This window comes from Streptomyces sp. NPDC026659 (assembly GCF_040638245.1).
Lineage (GTDB): Bacteria > Actinomycetota > Actinomycetes > Streptomycetales > Streptomycetaceae > Streptomyces.
Genome location: NZ_JBEZXY010000004.1, coordinates 377,877 through 395,770, shown reverse-complemented (window position 1 = coordinate 395,770; position 17,894 = coordinate 377,877). Strand labels below are relative to the sequence as shown.

The window sequence follows — 17,894 nt, the reverse complement described above, 5'->3', positions numbered from 1 at the left end:
GGTTGACGGCTGCCCAGCACGTCAGAAGGGGGCCCGGTGGCCGCTCAGGTTCAGCAGTCCGCGGTCGGCTCGGTACACGACGCACACGATTCGGTGCGCGACCGGGAGATCAGCGTCGAACAGGAACACCTGGACCGGGTGTACCGGCGGCTAGAGGAGAAGATCCACGAGGCCGAGTTCCTCATGCACGACGCGGCCCAGCGCGGCCAGGTGGGCACACCCGGCGCGCTGGCCGAACGGGACGCCCAGGTCTTCCGGGCGGGCATCCATCTCAACCGGCTGAACAACGAGTACGAGGACTTCCTCTTCGGCCGGATCGACCTGCTCCAGGGCAAGGACGGCAAGAAGGGCCCCGACGGCGCCTACACCGCCGTCGAGCCCGCCGAGGGCGCGGTGCGCGACGACAACACCGCCGACATCGCCGAGACCCTGCACATCGGGCGCATCGGCGTGCTCGACGAGGACTACTCCCCGCTCGTCATCGACTGGCGGGCGCCCGCGGCCGCGCCCTTCTACCGCTCCACCCCGGTCGAACCCGGCCGTGTCGTACGCCGCCGGGTCATCCGCTCCCGCAACCGCCGCGTCCTCGGCGTCGAGGACGACCTCATGCGCCCCGAGCTGAAGGCGAGCCTGGACGGCCACGAGCTGGCGGTCATCGGCGACGGCGCCCTGATGGCGGCCCTCGGCCAGGCGCGCGGGCACACCATGCGGGACATCGTCTCCTCCATCCAGGCCGAACAGGACCTGGTCATCCGCGCGCCCGCCAACTCCGTCACCTACGTCGAGGGCGGCCCCGGCACCGGCAAGACCGCCGTCGCCCTGCACCGCGCGGCCTATCTGCTCTACCAGGACCGCAGGCGCTACGCGGGCGGCATCCTGATCGTCTCGCCCACTCCGCTGCTGGTGGCCTACACCGAGGGCGTGCTGCCCTCGCTCGGCGAGGAGGGCCAGGTCGCCATCCGCGCCCTCGGCTCCCTGGTCGACGGCGTCGAGGCCACCCTCCACGACTCCCCGGCCGTGGCCCGCGCCAAGGGCTCGTACCGGATGCTCAAGGTGCTGCGGAAGGCCGCGCGCGGCGCCCTCGAACTCGGCACCCCCGGCAGCGCCCCGCCCGACCGGCTCCGCGTGGTCGCCTTCGGCCGCCGCCTCGAACTGGAGGCCGGGGAACTGGAGCACGTCCGCCGCACCGCGCTCAGCGGCACCACACCGGTCAACCTGCTCCGCCCGCGCGCCCGCAAGCTGCTCCTGGACGCCCTGTGGGCCAGGTCCGGCGCGGCGGGACGGCACACCGACCCCGAGCTGGCCGCCGAGCTGCGCGCGTCCTTCGACGACGACGTGACCACCGAGGACTCCTTCATCGGCTTCCTGGACGCCTGGTGGCCCGAGCTGACCCCCAAGGGCGTCCTCACCGCCATGGCCGACGAGAAGCGCCTCGGCCGCTGGTCGCGCCGCGTGTTCAACCCCGGCGAGGTCCGCAAGGTCGCCCGCTCGCTCAAGCGCGACGGGTACTCCGTGCACGACATCGCCCTCCTGGACGAGCTCCACGCGATCCTCGGCGCGCCCGCCCGCCCCCGCAAGAAGCGCGAACTCGACCCCCTGGCGCACCTCACCGGCCTTGAGGAGCTGATGCCGACGCGCGAGGAGACCCAGCGCGAACGGGCCGAGCGGCTCGCGCAGGAGCGCACCGAGTACGCCCACGTCATCGTGGACGAGGCGCAGGACCTCACGCCCATGCAGTGGCGCATGGTCGGCCGCCGCGGCCGGCACGCCACCTGGACGGTCGTCGGCGACCCCGCCCAGTCCTCCTGGTCCGACCCGGACGAGGCGGCCGAGGCCCGCGACGAGGCCCTGGGCACCCGCCCCCGCCGCCGCTTCGAGCTGACCGTCAACTACCGCAACCCCTCCGAGATCGCCGAGCTGGCCTCCAGGGTCCTCGCCCTCGCCATGCCCGGCGCCGAGCCGCCCTCCGCCGTACGCTCCACCGGCGTAGAACCCCGCTTCCGCGTCGTGGACGAGACGCTCGGCGCCACGGTCCGCGAGGAGGCCGAACGGCTCCTCGGCCTGGTCGACGGCACGGTCGGCGTCGTCGTCGCCATGAACCGCCGCGAGGAGGCCCGCCGCTGGCTGGCCGGGCTCGGCGACCGCGTGGTGGCCCTCGGCAGCCTGGAGGCCAAGGGACTGGAGTACGACGCGACGGTCGTCGTCTCCCCGGCCGAGATCGCGGACGAGTCCCCGGCGGGCCTGCGCGTCCTCTACGTCGCGCTCACCCGGGCCACCCAGCAGCTCACGGTGGTCTCCGGCGAGCGGGACGCGCCGGACGCGGCCGGGGTGCCGGACCTGCTGCGCGACTGACCCCGGCTCCGCCGCGCGGCTGACCCCCGTCCCGCCGCGCGGCTGATTCCGGCGAGCCGTGTGGACACGGGAATGCCCCCCGGCACCTGTTTGTTAGCCTTGTCGTGACACCGGCTCGATCCAAGCCCCCGGGCCCAACCTTCGTCGCTACGAGCGACCACTTGCCGCGAGGCGAGCATGGCGGGTCGGTGTCATGAACGTATGCGAGAGGCCCACGTCACCTGTGACGTGGGCCTCTTGTCTTGGAGAACACAATGTCCGCAACCGGCGGCGACTACCACGTACCCGTCGGTAGGTGCGACGATCGGACGGCACAACACGCGACACGGTGAAAGCAGAGGAAGTCGGCCATGGCAACGGCGCCCAGCGTCTCCTACTCGATGACCATCCGGTTGGAGGTGCCCGCGAGCGGAACGGCCGTATCGCAGCTCACCACCGCCGTGGAGTCCTCCGGAGGCTCGGTCACCGGCCTCGACGTCACCGCGTCCGGGCACGAGAAGCTCCGTATCGACGTCACCATCGCCGCCACCTCCACCGCGCACGCCGAGCAGATCGTCGAGCAGCTGCGCACCATCGAGGGCGTCACGCTCGGCAAGGTCTCCGACCGTACGTTCCTGATGCACCTCGGCGGCAAGATCGAGATGCAGTCCAAGCACCCGATCCGCAACCGTGACGACCTCTCGATGATCTACACGCCCGGTGTGGCCCGCGTGTGCATGGCCATCGCGCAGAACCCCGAGGACGCCCGCCGCCTCACCATCAAGCGCAACTCCGTTGCGGTCGTGACGGACGGCTCCGCCGTGCTCGGCCTCGGCAACATCGGCCCCAAGGCCGCGCTGCCCGTCATGGAGGGCAAGGCGGCCCTCTTCAAGCGCTTCGCGGGCATCGACGCCTGGCCGCTCTGCCTGGACACCCAGGACACCGACGCCATCGTGGAGATCGTCAAGGCCATCGCCCCCGGTTTCGCGGGCATCAACCTGGAGGACATCTCCGCGCCCCGCTGCTTCGAGATCGAGGCCCGGCTGCGCGAGGCCCTGGACATCCCCGTCTTCCACGACGACCAGCACGGCACCGCCATCGTCGTCCTCGCCGCGCTCACCAACGCGCTGCGCGTCACCGGCCGCTCCATGGAGAGCATCCGGGTCGTCATGTCCGGCGCGGGCGCGGCCGGTACGGCCATCCTCAAGCTGCTGCTCGCCGCCGGGGTGAAGAACGCCGTCGTCGCCGACATCAACGGCGTCGTGCACGCGGGCCGCGAGGACCTGGTGGACGCCCCGGCGGACTCCGCGCTGCGCTGGATCGCGGACAACACCAACCCCGAGGGCCTGACCGGCACCCTGAAGGAGGCCGTGCGCGGCGCGGACGTCTTCATCGGCGTCTCCGCCCCGAACGTCCTGGACGGCGACGACGTGGCCGCCATGGCGGACGGCGCGATCGTGTTCGCGCTCGCGAACCCCGACCCCGAGGTGGACCCCGCCGTCGCCCGTCAGACGGCGGCCGTCGTGGCCACCGGCCGCTCGGACTTCCCGAACCAGATCAACAACGTGCTGGTCTTCCCGGGTGTCTTCCGCGGCCTGCTGGACGCCCAGTCCCGCACCGTCAACACGGAGATGATGCTCGCCGCCGCGCAGGCGCTGGCGAACGTCGTCACCGAGGACGAGCTGAACCCGAACTACATCGTCCCCAGCGTCTTCAACGACAAGGTCGCGGGCGCGGTCGCCGGAGCGGTGCGCGAGGCGGCCAAGGCCGCCGGGGCGGCTTCGTAACCGCAGGTACCGTAGGGTGCGGGGGTTGTGATGATCGACACGGCCCTCGCACGGCGAGTCGTGGGAAGTCCTTTGCCCGGTGCCCTCTAGGGTGACGGCCGGGCAGGCGTGTCCGTGTGACTCCCCAGGGTGCTCTCCTGACTCCTGCGGGTGCCGGATTGGCTTTCCCGCCGCAGGTAGGGGCAGGATGCGTCCCTGGGCGCGAGCGCATCGGCATCGATCTCACCTCACGCCTCAATGGCAAGAAGAACACGGGAGTAACAACATGAACCGCAGTGAGCTGGTGGCCGCGCTGGCCGACCGCGCCGAGGTGACCCGCAAGGACGCCGACGCCGTGCTGGCCGCGTTCGCCGAGGTCGTCGGCGACATCGTCTCCAAGGGCGACGAGAAGGTCACCATCCCCGGCTTCCTGACCTTCGAGCGCACCCACCGTGCCGCTCGTACCGCGCGCAACCCGCAGACCGGTGAGCCCATCAACATCCCGGCCGGCTTCAGCGTGAAGGTGTCGGCGGGCTCGAAGCTCAAGGAAGCCGCCAAGGGCAAGTGACCTTGCCATCTGTCTCTCCGGTCCGTGGATGACGGGGCGTGGAGACGGGTGTCTTGGCTGTAGAGCCGTAAAAAGCGCCGATGGGGCGGTACCCGGATTGATTCGGGTGCCGCCCCATCGTGGTTGCTCTTACCCATGGCCTCAAACGCCGGCCGGGCTGGTCGGTGCCTAGCTCAGGGCCTTGCCCGGGAGTTCGACCTTCGCTCCCAGCTCGACGAGCTTGTCCATGAAGTTCTCGTAGCCGCGGTTGATCAGGTCGATGCCGTGGACGCGGGAGGTGCCCTCGGCGGCCAGGGCCGCGATGAGGTACGAGAAGCCGCCGCGGAGGTCGGGGATGACCAGGTCGGCGCCCTGGAGCTTGGTGGGGCCGGACACGACCGCCGAGTGGAGGAAGTTGCGCGCGCCGAAGCGGCAGTTCGAACCGCCCAGGCACTCGCGGTAGAGCTGGATGTGGGCGCCCATCTGGTTGAGCGCGGAGGTGAAGCCGAGGCGGGACTCGTAGACCGTCTCGTGGATGATCGACAGGCCCGTGGCCTGGGTCAGCGCCACCACCAGCGGCTGCTGCCAGTCGGTCTGGAAGCCGGGGTGGACGTCCGTCTCCAGGGCGATGGACTTCAGCTGGCCGCCCGGGTGCCAGAAGCGGATGCCCTCGTCGTCGATCTCGAAGGCGCCGCCGACCTTGCGGTAGGTGTTCAGGAACGTCATCATCGAGCGCTGCTGGGCGCCGCGGACGTAGATGTTGCCGCCCGTCGCGAGGGCCGCCGAGGCCCAGGACGCGGCCTCCAGGCGGTCCGGCAGGGCGCGGTGGGTGTAGCCGCCGAGCTTGTCCACACCGGTGATGCGGATGGTGCGGTCGGTGTCCATGGCGATGATCGCGCCCATCTTCTGCAGTACGCAGATGAGGTCCTCGATCTCGGGCTCGACGGCCGCGTTGGACAGCTCGGTGACGCCCTCGGCCAGTACGGCCGTCAGCAGCACCTGCTCGGTGGCGCCCACGGACGGGTACGGCAGGTCGATCTTCGTGCCGCGCAGGCGCTGCGGGGCCTCCAGGTACTGACCGTCCGCGCGCTTCTCGATGGTCGCGCCGAACTGGCGGAGCACGTCGAAGTGGAAGTCGATCGGCCGGCCGCCGATGTCGCAGCCGCCCAGGCCCGGGATGAAGGCGTGGCCGAGGCGGTGCAGCAGGGGGCCGCAGAAGAGGATCGGGATGCGGCTGGAACCGGCGTGGGCGTCGATGTCGGCGACGTTCGCGCTCTCGACGTAGGTCGGGTCGAGCACCAGTTCGCCGGGCTCGTCGCCCGGACGGACCGTCACGCCGTGCAGCTGGAGCAGGCCGCGCACGACCCGCACGTCACGGATGTCCGGGACGTTGCGCAGGCGGCTCGGCTCGCTGCCCAGCAGGGCGGCGACCATGGCCTTCGGCACGAGGTTCTTCGCACCGCGGACACGGATCTCGCCCTCCAGCGGGGTTCCGCCGTGGACAAGCAGGACATCGTCGTTGACGGTCATGAATCTCGCGTTCCGATGAGTGTCGGGCAGGGGTCGGCCGATCACTTTGCGCAGGGGCCGGAGAGACAGGGTAATCGCCGATCACCCCCCGCCCGTAAGCCCGAGGCCGCTACCGCCGTGTCACAACACGAACGGTTTCCTGGTGGGTACGGGGGGTTACCGGGCGGGCGGGGGCGGGGCGGCCGACGTCGGGGGCCGACGCGGGGAGGCTCGGTCGGGCGGCCGGGCCGGGTGGCGGAGGCCACTGTGCCGGGCCCGGGGCCGGGGCCGGGCCCGGCTCGGTCTCCGGGCCGGCCGGGTCGCCGGTCCCGCCGCCCGGCCGGGCGTGGCCCCTCCGTTCCGCCGGTCGCGTTCGCCGGTCGCGCTCCGCGCGCCGCCCCGGGCCCGCTCCACGCACGGGCGCGCGTCCGCCCCAGGCCCCGTGCCTGTCCCGCGTCCGCGTCAGGTGCCGTATCCCGCCGTGCCGTCCCCGCCTGCGCCGGGCTCCGCATCCGCCGGGGCCGTCCCCGCTCCGCCGCACCCGTGCCGCCCCGCAACCGCCCCGCGCCGCCCCATCGCACCCGTGCCACCCCGAGTCCGCGTTCGGGCGGGTCTGCCTCCGTCCGCGCCCCCACATTCACCCGCGCACCCGCCCGCCCGCTCCCCACGGGGCGGCGAGATGCGGGATCATGGCTGGCATGACCGAGGTGTCCTCGCTCACGGGGCGGCTGCTCGTGGCAACGCCTGCCCTGGCGGATCCGAATTTCGATCGTGCGGTGGTGCTGCTCCTCGACCACGACGAGGAGGGGTCGCTCGGGGTCGTGCTGAACCGGCCGACGCCCGTGGGGGTGGGGGACATCCTGGCGGGGTGGGAGACGCTCGCGGGGGAGCCCGGGGTGGTGTTCCAGGGCGGGCCCGTCTCGCTGGACTCCGCGCTCGGGGTCGCGGTGATTCCGGGGGACGCGAGCGGGGAGAGCGCGCCGCTCGGGTGGCGGCGGGTGCACGGGGCGATCGGCCTTGTGGATCTGGAGACGCCGCCGGAGCTGCTCGCGTCCGCGCTCGGCTCGCTGCGGATCTTCGCCGGGTACGCCGGCTGGGGCCCGGGGCAGCTGGAGGACGAAGTGGCCCAGGGCGCCTGGTACGTGGTGGAGTCCGAGCCGGGCGACATCTCCTCCCCGGTGCCCGAGAAGCTGTGGCGCGAGGTGCTGCGCCGGCAGCGCAACGAGCTGGCGATGGTGGCCACCTATCCGGACGACCCGTCGCTCAACTGAAGCGGTCCGCCTTCAGTACCCTTGGCGGTATGAGCACTCTCGAGCCCGAGCGCGGGACTGGTACGGGAACCCTCGTCGAACCGACGCCGCAGGTCTCCCACGGCGACGGCGACCATGAGCGCTTCGCGCACTACGTCCAGAAGGACAAGATCATGGCGAGCGCCCTCGACGGCACGCCCGTCGTGGCGCTGTGCGGCAAGGTGTGGGTGCCCGGCCGCGACCCGAAGAAGTACCCCGTCTGCCCCATGTGCAAGGAGATCTACGAATCCATGAGCAGTGGCGGCGACGACAAGGGCGGCGACAAGAAGTAAAGAAGTAAGGGCTCTCTCACGCCTGACATCACGAGGCTCCCGGCACGCGTGTGGACGCGTTTCCCCGGGAGCCTTCGTGTTTCCCCGGAACACACGTGTACGGCCGTCCCCGCATGTTTCGCGCGTATTACGTGTTGACCCGGTTCACACCCGAGTCGCCGCACACCGCCGTTTCGCGCGAGCCCCGTGTGAACACCATTCGCCCCCGCCCCGCCTGTTTCGCGCGCACGTTCGCAAGATCGTCGGACCGCGTGTTTCCGCGCTTTCCCGCCGAGGCGTTCCCCGGCTCCCCGAGTTTTTCGCCCCGCCCCTGGGCACCGTCCCCCCTGTGACGAGAGACAAGGGGTGGACGGAAGTGACGGATGTGATTCCCGCGCCCGTCGCCACGGCGGAGAACGGACCCCGGGGATTCACCCTCGGAGAAGGCACCGGCATCGCGGCCGGAGAGGGTGCGGGCGGCACCGAACGCTGGCTCAGGTTCACCCTCGGCGCCGCCACCGGACTCCCGCTGCCCCCGGCGGACGCGGACCGGCCCGACACCGTACGGCTCGCCGTCGACCCCGCCGTCACCGCCCGCCTCGGCCCCGAGGGCTACCGGCTCACCGTCACCCCCACCAGCGCCGACCTGCGCGGCGGCGGCCCCGCCGGGCTGTTCTGGGGTGCCCAGACGCTGCGGCAGCTGCTCGGCCCGGACGCCTTCCGCCGCGCCCCGCTCCCCGGCCGCGCCTGGCGGCTTCCGCCGGTCCGTATCGAGGACGCGCCCCGCTTCCGGTGGCGCGGGCTGCTGCTCGACGTGGCCCGGCACTTCATGCCCAAGGAAGGCGTACTGCGGCTGCTCGATCTGCTCGCCGCGCACAAACTCAACGTGCTGCACCTGCATCTGACGGATGATCAGGGCTGGCGTATCGAGATCCGCCGTCATCCGGGGCTCACCGGGACCGGCTCCTGGCGCGCCCGTACCAAATTCGGCCACCGCGCCTCGCCCCTGTGGGAACACAAACCGCACGGCGGCCACTACACGCGGGACGACATCCGGGAGCTCGTCTCCTACGCCGCCGAACGGCATATCACCGTCGTCCCCGAAATCGATCTTCCCGGTCACTCCCAGGCGGCCATCGCCGCGTATCCGGAACTCGGCAACACCGACGCCGTCGACACCGCCGCGCTCACCGTCCGGGACGACTGGGGGATCTCGCCGCACGTCCTCGCGCCCACCGAAGCGGTACTGCGTTTCTACGAGGGCGTGCTGGAGGAGGTGCTGGAACTGTTCCCCTCGCGGATCGTGCACCTCGGGGGCGACGAGTGCCCGGTGGACGAGTGGCGGGCGTCGGCCGTCGCACGGGCCCGGGTCGGGGAACTCGGGCTCGCCGACGCGGAGGCGCTGCGCTCCTGGTTCACCGGCCACTTCGGGGCGTGGCTCGCCGCGCGCGGGCGGGTGCTCGCCGGGTGGGACGAGATCCTGGACGGTCCCGTACCGGACGGCGCGGTCGTCTCCTGCTGGCGCGGCCACGCGGCCGGGGCCGTCGCCGTACGGGCCGGGCACGACGTGGTGATGTGCCCCGAGCAGCACGTCTACCTGGACCACCGGCAGGCGCCCGGCGCCGACGAGCCGGTCCCGATCGGCTACGTGCGCACCCTGGAGGACGTCTACCGCTTCGACCCCGTACCGCCCGGCCTCACCCCGGCCGAGACCCGCCGCGTCCTCGGCACCCAGGCCAACGTCTGGACCGAGGCCATGGAGGACGCCGGGCGCGTGGACTACCAGGTCTTCCCCCGCCTCGCCGCGTTCGCGGAGGTCGCCTGGAGTCCGCTGCCCGCACCCGGAGAGCGGGACTTCGCGGACTTCGAGCGCCGTATGACCGCCCACTACCGCCGCCTGGACGCCCTGGGCGTCGCCTACCGCCCGCCCGGCGGCCCCCACCCCTGGCAACGGCGCCCGGGAGTCCCGGGCAAGCCGTTCCCGGGGCCGCCGCCCACGGTGCCGCCCCCGGCGCCCCCGGCGACCTCGGCCCCGGCGACCCCGGCCCCGGCGGCCACCGGCCCCGCGCCCCTGAACCCTGCCGACTCGAACGACGTACCGACGAACACGTAATGGAAAAAGGCCCCGAGACTCGCCGAAGCGGGTCAATCGGACCAGCCGTGCGATGGCGGTGGAAACCGGGTCGTACGGCCGGGGGTGTGGCCCAACACCCCTGGCGGACCCCGGCGTCCGGGGCTTGCGAAGATGTGCCAGAGTTGCCACGTCCGCCCTGTCAGGCCGTACCGTACGGCAGCACAGGCGGGGACCAGGTGGGGCAGCGGGAAGGGGCAGCCGGTTTGACCACGCACGCACCGCAGGCGGCGCAGGCCGTCACGCTGCCCACGACACTGGACGAGGCGGTGGCGGCCCTGACCGCCATGCCGACCGCCGTCCCCGTCGCGGGCGGCACGGATCTGATGCACGCGGTCAACTCCGGCCGGCTCAGGCCCGCCGCGCTCGTCGGCCTCGGCCGGATCAGCGAGATCCGCGGCTGGCAGTACCAGGACGGCCACGCCCTGCTCGGCGCCGGACTCACCCACGCCCGCATGGGCCGCCCCGACTTCGCCGCGCTCATCCCGGCGCTCGCCGCCGCCGCGCGCGCCGCGGGCCCGCCGCACATCCGCAACGCGGGCACCCTCGGCGGCAACATCGCCTCGGCCGCGCCGACCGGCGACGCGCTGCCGGTGCTCGCCGCGCTGGAGGCCACGCTGATCATCGCGGGCCTCGACGGCGCCCGCCGCGAGATCCCGGTCTCCCACCTGCTGGCCGGGGTCGAGATGCTGAACGGCGGCGAACTCATCGGGTACGTACGCGTCCCGCTGCTGCACGCCCCCCAGGTCTTCCTCAAGGCGACAGGGCGCACCGGACCCGGCCGCGCCGCCGCCTCCGTGGCGCTCGTGCTCGACCCCGCCCGGCGCGGGGTGCGGTGCGCCGTCGGCGCCATCGCGCCGATGCCGCTGCGCCCGCTGGAGGCCGAGCAGTGGGTCGCGCAGCTCATCGACTGGGACAACGACCGCGCGCTGGTCCCCGAGGCGCTGCACGCCTTCGGGGAGTACGTCGCCGCGGCCTGCATCCCCGACCCGGCCCCCGGGCCGGACGGCACGGTGGCCGCGCTGCCGCCCGCCGTACTGCACCTGCGGCGCACCGTCGCCGCGCTGGCCCGACGAGCACTGGGGAGGGCGCTGTCGTGACCGACGACCAGCACGGAGAGGGCGCGTCCCAGGGCGGCGGCCGGTGGAACCCGCTGCCCCAGGGCGAGTACGACGACGGCGCCACCGCCTTCGTCCAGCTCCCCGAGGGCGGCATCGAAGCCCTGCTGTCCGGTGACAGCCCGCTCGCCGCGCCGGGCCACGGCTATGTGCCGCCCCGGATCGACCCCGTCCCGCCGGCCGACGGCCAGGTCCCGCCCGCCGCACCGGGCGGCTGGGGCGCGCCCGCCGACGCCCACCAGTGGCCCGTGCAGGGCGAGCAGGGCGGCGACCGCTTCACGTACGAGCCGCAGCTGACGCCGTATCCGCAGGGCGGTCACCCGGGTGCCGGGCAGCCCGCCGCCGACTACTCCGGTACGGGGCAGCACGCGGGCGCCGACCACTCGGGCACCGGCCAGTACCCGGCCGCCGACCAGCACGGCACGGCCCAGCACGGCACGGCCCAGCACCAGGTCCCGCACCAGCCCGGTGCCGACCAGCACTGGGCCGTCGAGGAGCCCGCCGCGCCCGGGCACGACGTGACCGGCCACTGGTCCGTACCTGTTGCGGGCGGTGAGCTGCCGGACGAGTCGGGCGAGTTCACCACGTCCGCGCTGGCCGAGCAGTGGGGCACCGGCGCGCCCACCACCCTGCCCGGCGGCGCGGCGGCGCCCTGGGCGACCGAGCCCGCGGGCGACCCCTGGGGCCGCCCGCAGGAGCCCGCGCAGCACACCCCGGCCGGCGGTACGCCGCTGCCGGAGGAGGCGTACGCGGGCGGCCCGGACGAGGACGCCTACGGCACCGAGGCCGACGGCACCGCCGACGCTCCCGAGGAGGCCCCTGAGGGTCCCGCTGACGGTCCGGCAGCACCCGGCGCGGCCACGGAGACCGCCCCCGCCCCCGAGGCGGCGGAGAGCGCCGGCGAGGCCGGGCCGGAAGTGGAGTTTGAACCCGAGGCGGCCGCCGAGCCGGAGGGCGACCGGCCCGAGGCCGAGGCCGACGACCCCGCAGCGGGTCAGGAGCCGGGCGCCGACCCGCTTCCGCCCCACGACGACCACCCCCTCACCTCGTACGTCCTGCGGGTCAACGGCGGCGACCGCCCCGTGACCGACGCCTGGATCGGCGAGTCCCTGCTCTACGTGCTGCGCGAGCGGCTCGGCCTCGCGGGCGCCAAGGACGGCTGCTCGCAGGGTGAGTGCGGGGCGTGCAACGTCCAGGTGGACGGCCGTCTGGTCGCCTCCTGCCTGGTCCCGGCCGTCACCACGGCGGGCAGCGAGGTCCGTACCGTCGAGGGCCTGGCCGCCGACGGACACCCCTCCGACGTGCAGCGCGCGCTCGCCCGGTGCGGCGCCGTGCAGTGCGGCTTCTGCGTGCCCGGCATCGCCATGACCCTGCACGACCTGCTGGAGGGCAACCCGGCCCCCAGCGAACTGGAGACCCGCCAGGCCCTGTGCGGCAACCTCTGCCGCTGCTCCGGCTACCGGGGCGTCCTGGACGCCGTGCAAGAGGTCGTCGCGGAGCGCGAGGCGCACGCGGCCGCCGAGGCCGAGGCCGGGGCGGACGGCGACACCGCCCGCATCCCGCACCAGGCGCCCCCCGGCGCCGGAGGCGTCAACCCGTCGGCCTTCGAGGCGCCCGGCGCCTTCGACACGCCCGGGGACCAGCACCAGCAGTACCCGCCCCAGGGTCCGTACGCCCCGCCCGAGCAGGACCCGTACGCCGCGCAGGACCCGTACTACGGCCAGGACGGAGGCCAGGCGTGAGCAACGAAGCCGCCACCGCGATCCCGGCGGCGGAAGCGGCCCCCGCTCCCGAGCCGCTGCCGCACGGCCTCGGCGCCTCCCTGCCGCACGCCGACGCCCGCGCCAAGACCGAGGGCACCTTCCCGTACGCCGCCGACCTGTGGGCCGAGGGCCTGCTGTGGGCCGCCGTGCTGCGCTCCCCGCACGCGCACGCGCGCATCGTGTCCATCGACACCACCCACGCGCGCGAGATGCCCGGCGTCCGCGCCGTCATCACGCACGAGGACGTCCCCGGCACCCCCCGGCACGGCCGGGGCACCCCCGACCGGCCGGTGTTCGCCTCCGAGGTCGTACGCCACCACGGCGAGCCCATCGCCGCCGTCGCCGCCGACCACCCCGACACCGCGCGGATGGCCGCCGCCGCCGTGATCGTCGAGTACGAGATCCTCGACCCGGTCACCGACCCGGAGCAGTCCTTCGAGGCCGAACCCCTGCACCCCGACGGCAACCTGATCCGGCACATCCCGCTGCGCCACGGCGACCCGGAGGCGGCGGGCGAGATCGTGGTCGAGGGGCTGTACCGCATCGGCCGCCAGGACCCCGCGCCCATCGGCGCCGAGGCCGGGCTCGCCGTACCGCGCCCGGACGGCGGGGTGGAGCTGTATCTGGCCTCCACCGACCCGCACACCGACCGCAACACGGCCGCCGCCTGCTACGGCCTGCCCGCCGACCGCGTGAAGATCGTCGTCACCGGCGTGCCCGGCGCCACCGCCGACCGCGAGGACCAGGGCTTCCAACTCCCGCTCGGTCTGCTCGCGTTGAAGACCGGCTGCCCGGTGAAGCTCGCCGCGAACCGCGAGGAGTCCTTCCTCGGGCACACCCACCGCCACCCCACCCTGCTGCGTTACCGCCACCACGCGGACGCCGAGGGCAAGTTGGTGAAGGTCGAGGCGCAGATCCTGCTCGACGCGGGCCCCTACGCGGACACGTCGGCCGACGCGCTCGCCGCCGCCGTCTCCTTCGCCTGCGGTCCGTACGTCGTCCCGAACGCCTTCATCGAGGGCTGGGCCGTGCGCACCAACAACCCGCCCTCCGGCCATGTGCGCGGCGAGGGCGCGATGCAGGTGTGCGCCGCCTACGAGGCGCAGATGGACAAGCTGGCCAGGAAACTCGACCTGGACCCGGCCGAGTTGAGGCTGCGCAACGCGCTCGCGACCGGTGATGTGCTGCCCATCGGGCAGACCGTGACCTGCCCGGCGCCGGTGGCCGAACTCCTGGAGGCGGTACGGGACTTCCCGCTGCCGACGCTGCCCAAGGACACCCCCGAGGAGGACTGGCTGCTGCCCGGCGGCCCCGAGGGCGCGGGCGAGCCGGGCGCGGTGCGCCGGGGTGTCGGCTACGGCCTCGGCATGGTCCACATGCTCGGCGCCGAGGGCGCGGACGAGGTGTCCACCGCCACCGTCAAGGTCCACGACGGCGTCGCGACCGTGCTGTGCGCGGCGGTGGAGTCCGGCCAGGGTTTCACCACGCTCGCCCGGCAGATCGTCCAGGAGACCCTGGGCGTGGACGAGGTGCACGTGGCGCCCGTCGACACCGACCAGCCCACGGCGGGCCCTGGCTGCCGGGGACGGCACACCTGGGTCTCCGGCGGCGCGGTGGAGCGCGCGGCCAAGATGGTCCGCACCCAGCTTCTCCAGCCGCTGGCCCACAAGTTCGGCATGTCGACCGAGCTGCTCCAGATCACCGACGGCAAGATCACCTCGTACGACGGGGTGCTCTCGACCACCGTCGCGGAGGCGCTGGAGGGCAAGGAGCTGTGGGCCACGGCCCAGTGCCGCCCGCATCCGACCGAGCCGCTGGACGGCGCCGGTCAGGGTGACGCGTTCGTCGGCCTCGCCTTCTGCGCGATCCGCGCGGTGGTGGACGTGGACGTGGAACTGGGCGCGGTCCGGGTGGTCGAGCTCGCCGTCGCCCAGGACGTGGGCCGGGTGCTCAACCCGGCCCAGCTGCGCGCCCGTATCGAGGGCGGCGTCACCCAGGGCGTGGGCATCGCGCTCACCGAGAACCTGCGCACCGCGCGCGGCCTGATCCGCCACCCCGACCTGACCGGGTACGCCCTGCCGACCTCGCTGGACGCGCCGGACATCCGGATCGTGAAGCTCGTCGAGGAACGGGACGTCGTCGCGCCCTTCGGCGCCAAGTCGGCCGGCGCGGTGCCGGTGGTGACGGCCCCGGCCGCCATCGCCTCCGCCGTCCGCGCGGCCACCGGCCGCCCGGTCAACCGACTCCCGATCCGCCCCCAGGCCGCGGTGGTGACCTCGCTGTGACGGACGAACCTCGTTACGAACCCGCCCCGAGCGTGGGCAAGTTGTTCCTGTGGGTGCTGTTGTTCATCGTGGCGGCGATCGTCGTGGTGCTGGGCGGGATCTACTTCACCTGAGGCGGCCGGCACCTCGGGTGTCGTGCGCGTCACGTCCTTTTCTCACGCCGTGACGCAACGTGCGGCGGGGGCGGGGCGTCTTTACTGGCGGCCCGTTGTCAGTGGCGCGGCGTAATGTTCCGGGTGGTGGGTGTCCCGGCCGCGCGCCGCGGATGAGCCCGGACACGTCCCGTCTCCGGGGAAGCCGCACGACGAGCCGTACGGCGACGCGCATGACGTACGACGGACATGGCGTACGACGCACATGACGTATGACGTACCGACGTACCACGTACCGATGAAGATCGCGGGGGAAGCGATGAGCACGACCGACACCGAGGTCTCGGCGATCACACTGACCGAGGCCGAGCTGGACCGCTACGTCACCCACGCGCCCACGCGCGGCCTGCTCACCGGCCCCGGACTGCCCCCGGACGCCGGGCTGTTGACCTTCGCGCCGCTGCGCACGCACGGGCTGCGCCGCCTGGCCGACGCCGCCGACGTGACCGACACCGCCGAGGGGCCCTTCCGGCTCGCGGAGGAGCTGCGGGACCGGCTGGTGATAGGCGAACTGCTCGGCCCCGCCGGTCTTGAGCAGCAGTCCATCCTGCTCGACGGGGTGACGGGCGAGCTGACGACGGCGTATCTGTACGACCCCGCCGACCCGCACCCCTTCGCCCCCTCCCTCGCGACCCTGCTGCGGTTCGCCGCCGTCACCGAGGAACTGGCGGGCCTGCGCGGCCGGTTCGCGGAACTGCGCGGGCGGTACGGCCCGGAGACGGCGGCCGAGGCGTCCCGCCGGCTCCTTGCGCTCTTCGAGGAGGGCATGGACGGCGCCGTCCCGGCCTACTGGAAGGTGGCGGCCCTGATCCGCCCGCTGTCCCTGGTGGCCGCGCCCGGCCGCTCCGGCGGTCTCACCGTCGACCTTCCCGGCCGGTTGCTGGAGGAGGAGTTCGGGTCCGGCAGGGTGGTCCGCTTCGAGGAGGTGGACTTCCCGCGCACGCTCACCCACGAGCCGACGCGCCGCTTCCTGCGGGAGACGGGGCTGCCGGAGGAGGCGGTGCTGTTCCACGCGGACGCGGACGGCCCGCTGCGCACGCTCACCGAGTACTTCACGGAGGAGGGTGCGGAGGACTACCCGCTCGACCTCCTCCCGGCCCACGCCGACCATCTGATCCGCCTCGGCCACCTCCTGGAGGTGACCAGCCTCGTGGTCGACGGTCGCACCGGCGCGGTCCTCAGCTACTCGGAGCAGGACGGCACCCTCCACCCCCTGAACACCGACACCTCCACCCTCGCCTACACCCTCTGGCTCCTCCACCACGAGCGCACGATCGACGAGCACCTCTCCCACGAGCTGACGACGGCCGCGTACGACCAGCTGGCGGCCACCATGCTCGACACGCTGGCGTCCCTCGACCCGACGGGCACCGACCCGGCGACGGACTGGCACTACTGGACGGAGCTGTTCCAGGACGAGGCGGGCGGGGCGCTCTGACGCCTCCGGCTGCCTCAGTGGGCGTCGTAGATCCCCTGGTAGTGCCCGAGGGCGGTCCGCTCGACCCGCTCCTGGCTCCATGAGCCGAACCGGTCCGGCGCCAGCCGCCCCGGATCCACGACCTCCCGCCCGGTCCCCAGCAGCATCTCCGCGAGCTGCCGCCCGACCCCACCGGCGTGCGTGACCCAGGATGCCTCGGCGAACCACAGCCCCGGGACTTTCCCCGAGGGCCCGACGAGGGGGAGTTCGTCGGGGGTCATGGCGAAGACGCCGTTGAGCCGCCTGGCGAGGGGGGTGCCGCGGAAGGCGGGGACGAGTGCGGTGGCTTCGGCGAGCGCGTTTCCGAAGTCGCCCTCTTCGAAGGGCAGTTCGGCCGAGGTGAGCCCGGAGTGGGGCGTGATCGGCAGGGGAGTGTGCGCGTAACTCCCCACCCCGTAACGGCGCCCGTGCCGACGGGTGTAGACGGAGTGCTCGGGGTACCGCACGATCGGCCCGTCGATGAACGTGTCGTCCAGCCCGGCCAGTTCACCGGTGTACGCGTACGGGTGCCGCACGGCGACCATGGGCAGCCGCACGCCGACGGACGCGGCGAGGACGGGACCCCAGATCCCGGCGGCGAGTACGACCTGCTCCGCGCGCACGAGTTCATCGCCTTCCCCGACCCGCACCCCGACGACCCGCCCCCGCTCGACCTCCAGCGCGCGCACGGCCGTACCGAAGCGGAAGCCGACCCCGGCCTTCTCGGCGTCCTCGACGAGGAGGTGCGTGAGCAGCACGGGGTCGACGGCACCGTCGGAGGGGATGTACAAGGCGCCGAGCGCCCGGTCCGGGTCCACCAGCCCGGGCGCCAGAGCCACGGCCTCACCGGCCCCGACGACCCGGGCCTCGATCCCGACCCGCCGCCCCTGCTCGACATCCCGGTGGGCCTGTTCCAGCCGGGCCTCACCGGTGGCGACCTCAAGACAGCCGACCTGCCAGAAGGCGTCCCCGCCCAGCGCCCGGTAGGTGGTGACACTGTCCCGCGCCAGGGTGGTGAGTTCGTCCGTCGCGCTGAGCTGCCCCACGAACCCCGGCGCGAGCCCGGTCGACCCCGGGAGCACCTCCCGCGCCCGGGAGTCGATCACCACGACATCGTCATGCCCGAGCCGCCCGAGTTGCTGGCCTACGGCGGCCCCGACCACCCCGGCCCCGACGACGACAACCCGCCCACGACTCATCGCGCTACTCCCTCACCGACGTGCCCGCATCCGCATCCGCCAGCCGATCATGCCGGGTGCGCCTGTGTGCACAACA

General features: G+C 73.3%; 12 protein-coding genes. 10 read left to right on the top strand and 2 right to left on the bottom strand.

All coding sequences use genetic code 11. From position 1 onward, the window contains the following. Positions 1 to 36 precede the first annotated feature (36 nt). From AB0E91_RS13875 to AB0E91_RS13865, 3 genes are all read left to right on the top strand, one after another. Positions 37 to 2,352: a UvrD-helicase domain-containing protein gene (locus AB0E91_RS13875; RefSeq protein WP_361779966.1), complete on the top strand. Its 2,316-nt coding sequence runs from the start codon at positions 37 to 39 to the stop codon at positions 2,350 to 2,352. A 350-nt stretch (positions 2,353 to 2,702) separates the two neighbouring features. Further along, positions 2,703 to 4,118, top strand: coding sequence for an NAD-dependent malic enzyme (locus AB0E91_RS13870; protein WP_361779963.1), 1,416 nt, complete (start codon positions 2,703 to 2,705; stop codon positions 4,116 to 4,118). A gap of 265 nt (positions 4,119 to 4,383) precedes the next feature. Next, positions 4,384 to 4,665 carry an HU family DNA-binding protein gene (locus AB0E91_RS13865; protein ID WP_018549700.1) on the top strand — a complete coding sequence of 94 codons (282 nt, stop codon included), beginning with the start codon at positions 4,384 to 4,386 and terminating at the stop codon, positions 4,663 to 4,665. Between the two features lie 168 nt (positions 4,666 to 4,833). Here AB0E91_RS13865 and murA read toward each other — a convergent pair whose 3' ends face one another. Further along, entirely contained in the window at positions 4,834 to 6,174 is a 1,341-nt protein-coding gene (gene murA, locus AB0E91_RS13860) for a UDP-N-acetylglucosamine 1-carboxyvinyltransferase (RefSeq protein WP_161179226.1), read from the bottom strand. 677 nt (positions 6,175 to 6,851) lie between these two features. Between murA and AB0E91_RS13855 the strand changes: the two genes are divergently transcribed. From AB0E91_RS13855 to AB0E91_RS13825, 7 genes are all read left to right on the top strand, one after another. After that, positions 6,852 to 7,424 (top strand): YqgE/AlgH family protein, encoded by a 573-nt coding sequence (locus tag AB0E91_RS13855; protein ID WP_361779958.1) that lies wholly within the window; start codon positions 6,852 to 6,854, stop codon positions 7,422 to 7,424. 29 nt (positions 7,425 to 7,453) lie between these two features. Beyond that, positions 7,454 to 7,735, top strand: coding sequence for a DUF3039 domain-containing protein (locus AB0E91_RS13850; protein WP_018549697.1), 282 nt, complete (start codon positions 7,454 to 7,456; stop codon positions 7,733 to 7,735). Positions 7,736 to 8,090: 355 nt separating this feature from the next. Then, positions 8,091 to 9,827: a beta-N-acetylhexosaminidase gene (locus AB0E91_RS13845; RefSeq protein WP_361779954.1), complete on the top strand. Its 1,737-nt coding sequence runs from the start codon at positions 8,091 to 8,093 to the stop codon at positions 9,825 to 9,827. Between the two features lie 224 nt (positions 9,828 to 10,051). Then, entirely contained in the window at positions 10,052 to 10,945 is an 894-nt protein-coding gene (locus AB0E91_RS13840) for an FAD binding domain-containing protein (RefSeq protein ID WP_361779951.1), read from the top strand. Continuing rightward, on the top strand, positions 10,942 to 12,705 hold the full coding sequence (locus AB0E91_RS13835; protein ID WP_361779948.1) for a 2Fe-2S iron-sulfur cluster-binding protein: 1,764 nt from the start codon (positions 10,942 to 10,944) through the stop codon (positions 12,703 to 12,705). The genes AB0E91_RS13840 and AB0E91_RS13835 overlap by 4 nt, the downstream gene beginning before the upstream one ends. After that, positions 12,702 to 15,011, top strand: coding sequence for a molybdopterin cofactor-binding domain-containing protein (locus tag AB0E91_RS13830; protein WP_361779945.1), 2,310 nt, complete (start codon positions 12,702 to 12,704; stop codon positions 15,009 to 15,011). Before AB0E91_RS13835 ends, AB0E91_RS13830 begins: the two co-directional genes overlap by 4 nt. A gap of 411 nt (positions 15,012 to 15,422) precedes the next feature. Further along, positions 15,423 to 16,601: an SUKH-4 family immunity protein gene (locus tag AB0E91_RS13825; RefSeq protein WP_361779942.1), complete on the top strand. Its 1,179-nt coding sequence runs from the start codon at positions 15,423 to 15,425 to the stop codon at positions 16,599 to 16,601. A gap of 14 nt (positions 16,602 to 16,615) precedes the next feature. Here the strand turns inward: AB0E91_RS13825 and AB0E91_RS13820 are convergent, their stop codons facing one another. Continuing rightward, positions 16,616 to 17,818, bottom strand: a complete 1,203-nt coding sequence (locus AB0E91_RS13820) for an FAD-binding oxidoreductase (RefSeq protein WP_361779939.1) — start codon at positions 17,816 to 17,818, stop codon at positions 16,616 to 16,618. Positions 17,819 to 17,894 lie beyond the last annotated feature (76 nt).

Bases quoted from the DNA above. Each gene is read 5' to 3' on its own strand.
- AB0E91_RS13865 (WP_018549700.1), top strand. From the start codon at position 4,384: ATGAACCGCAGTGAGCTGGTGGCCGCGCTGGCCGACCGCGCCGAGGTG.
- AB0E91_RS13850 (WP_018549697.1), top strand. From the start codon at position 7,454: ATGAGCACTCTCGAGCCCGAGCGCGGGACTGGTACGGGAACCCTCGTC.
- murA (WP_161179226.1), bottom strand. From the start codon at position 6,174: ATGACCGTCAACGACGATGTCCTGCTTGTCCACGGCGGAACCCCGCTG.
- AB0E91_RS13825 (WP_361779942.1), top strand. From the start codon at position 15,423: ATGAGCACGACCGACACCGAGGTCTCGGCGATCACACTGACCGAGGCC.
- AB0E91_RS13855 (WP_361779958.1), top strand. From the start codon at position 6,852: ATGACCGAGGTGTCCTCGCTCACGGGGCGGCTGCTCGTGGCAACGCCT.
- AB0E91_RS13820 (WP_361779939.1), bottom strand. From the start codon at position 17,818: ATGAGTCGTGGGCGGGTTGTCGTCGTCGGGGCCGGGGTGGTCGGGGCC.
- AB0E91_RS13870 (WP_361779963.1), top strand. From the start codon at position 2,703: ATGGCAACGGCGCCCAGCGTCTCCTACTCGATGACCATCCGGTTGGAG.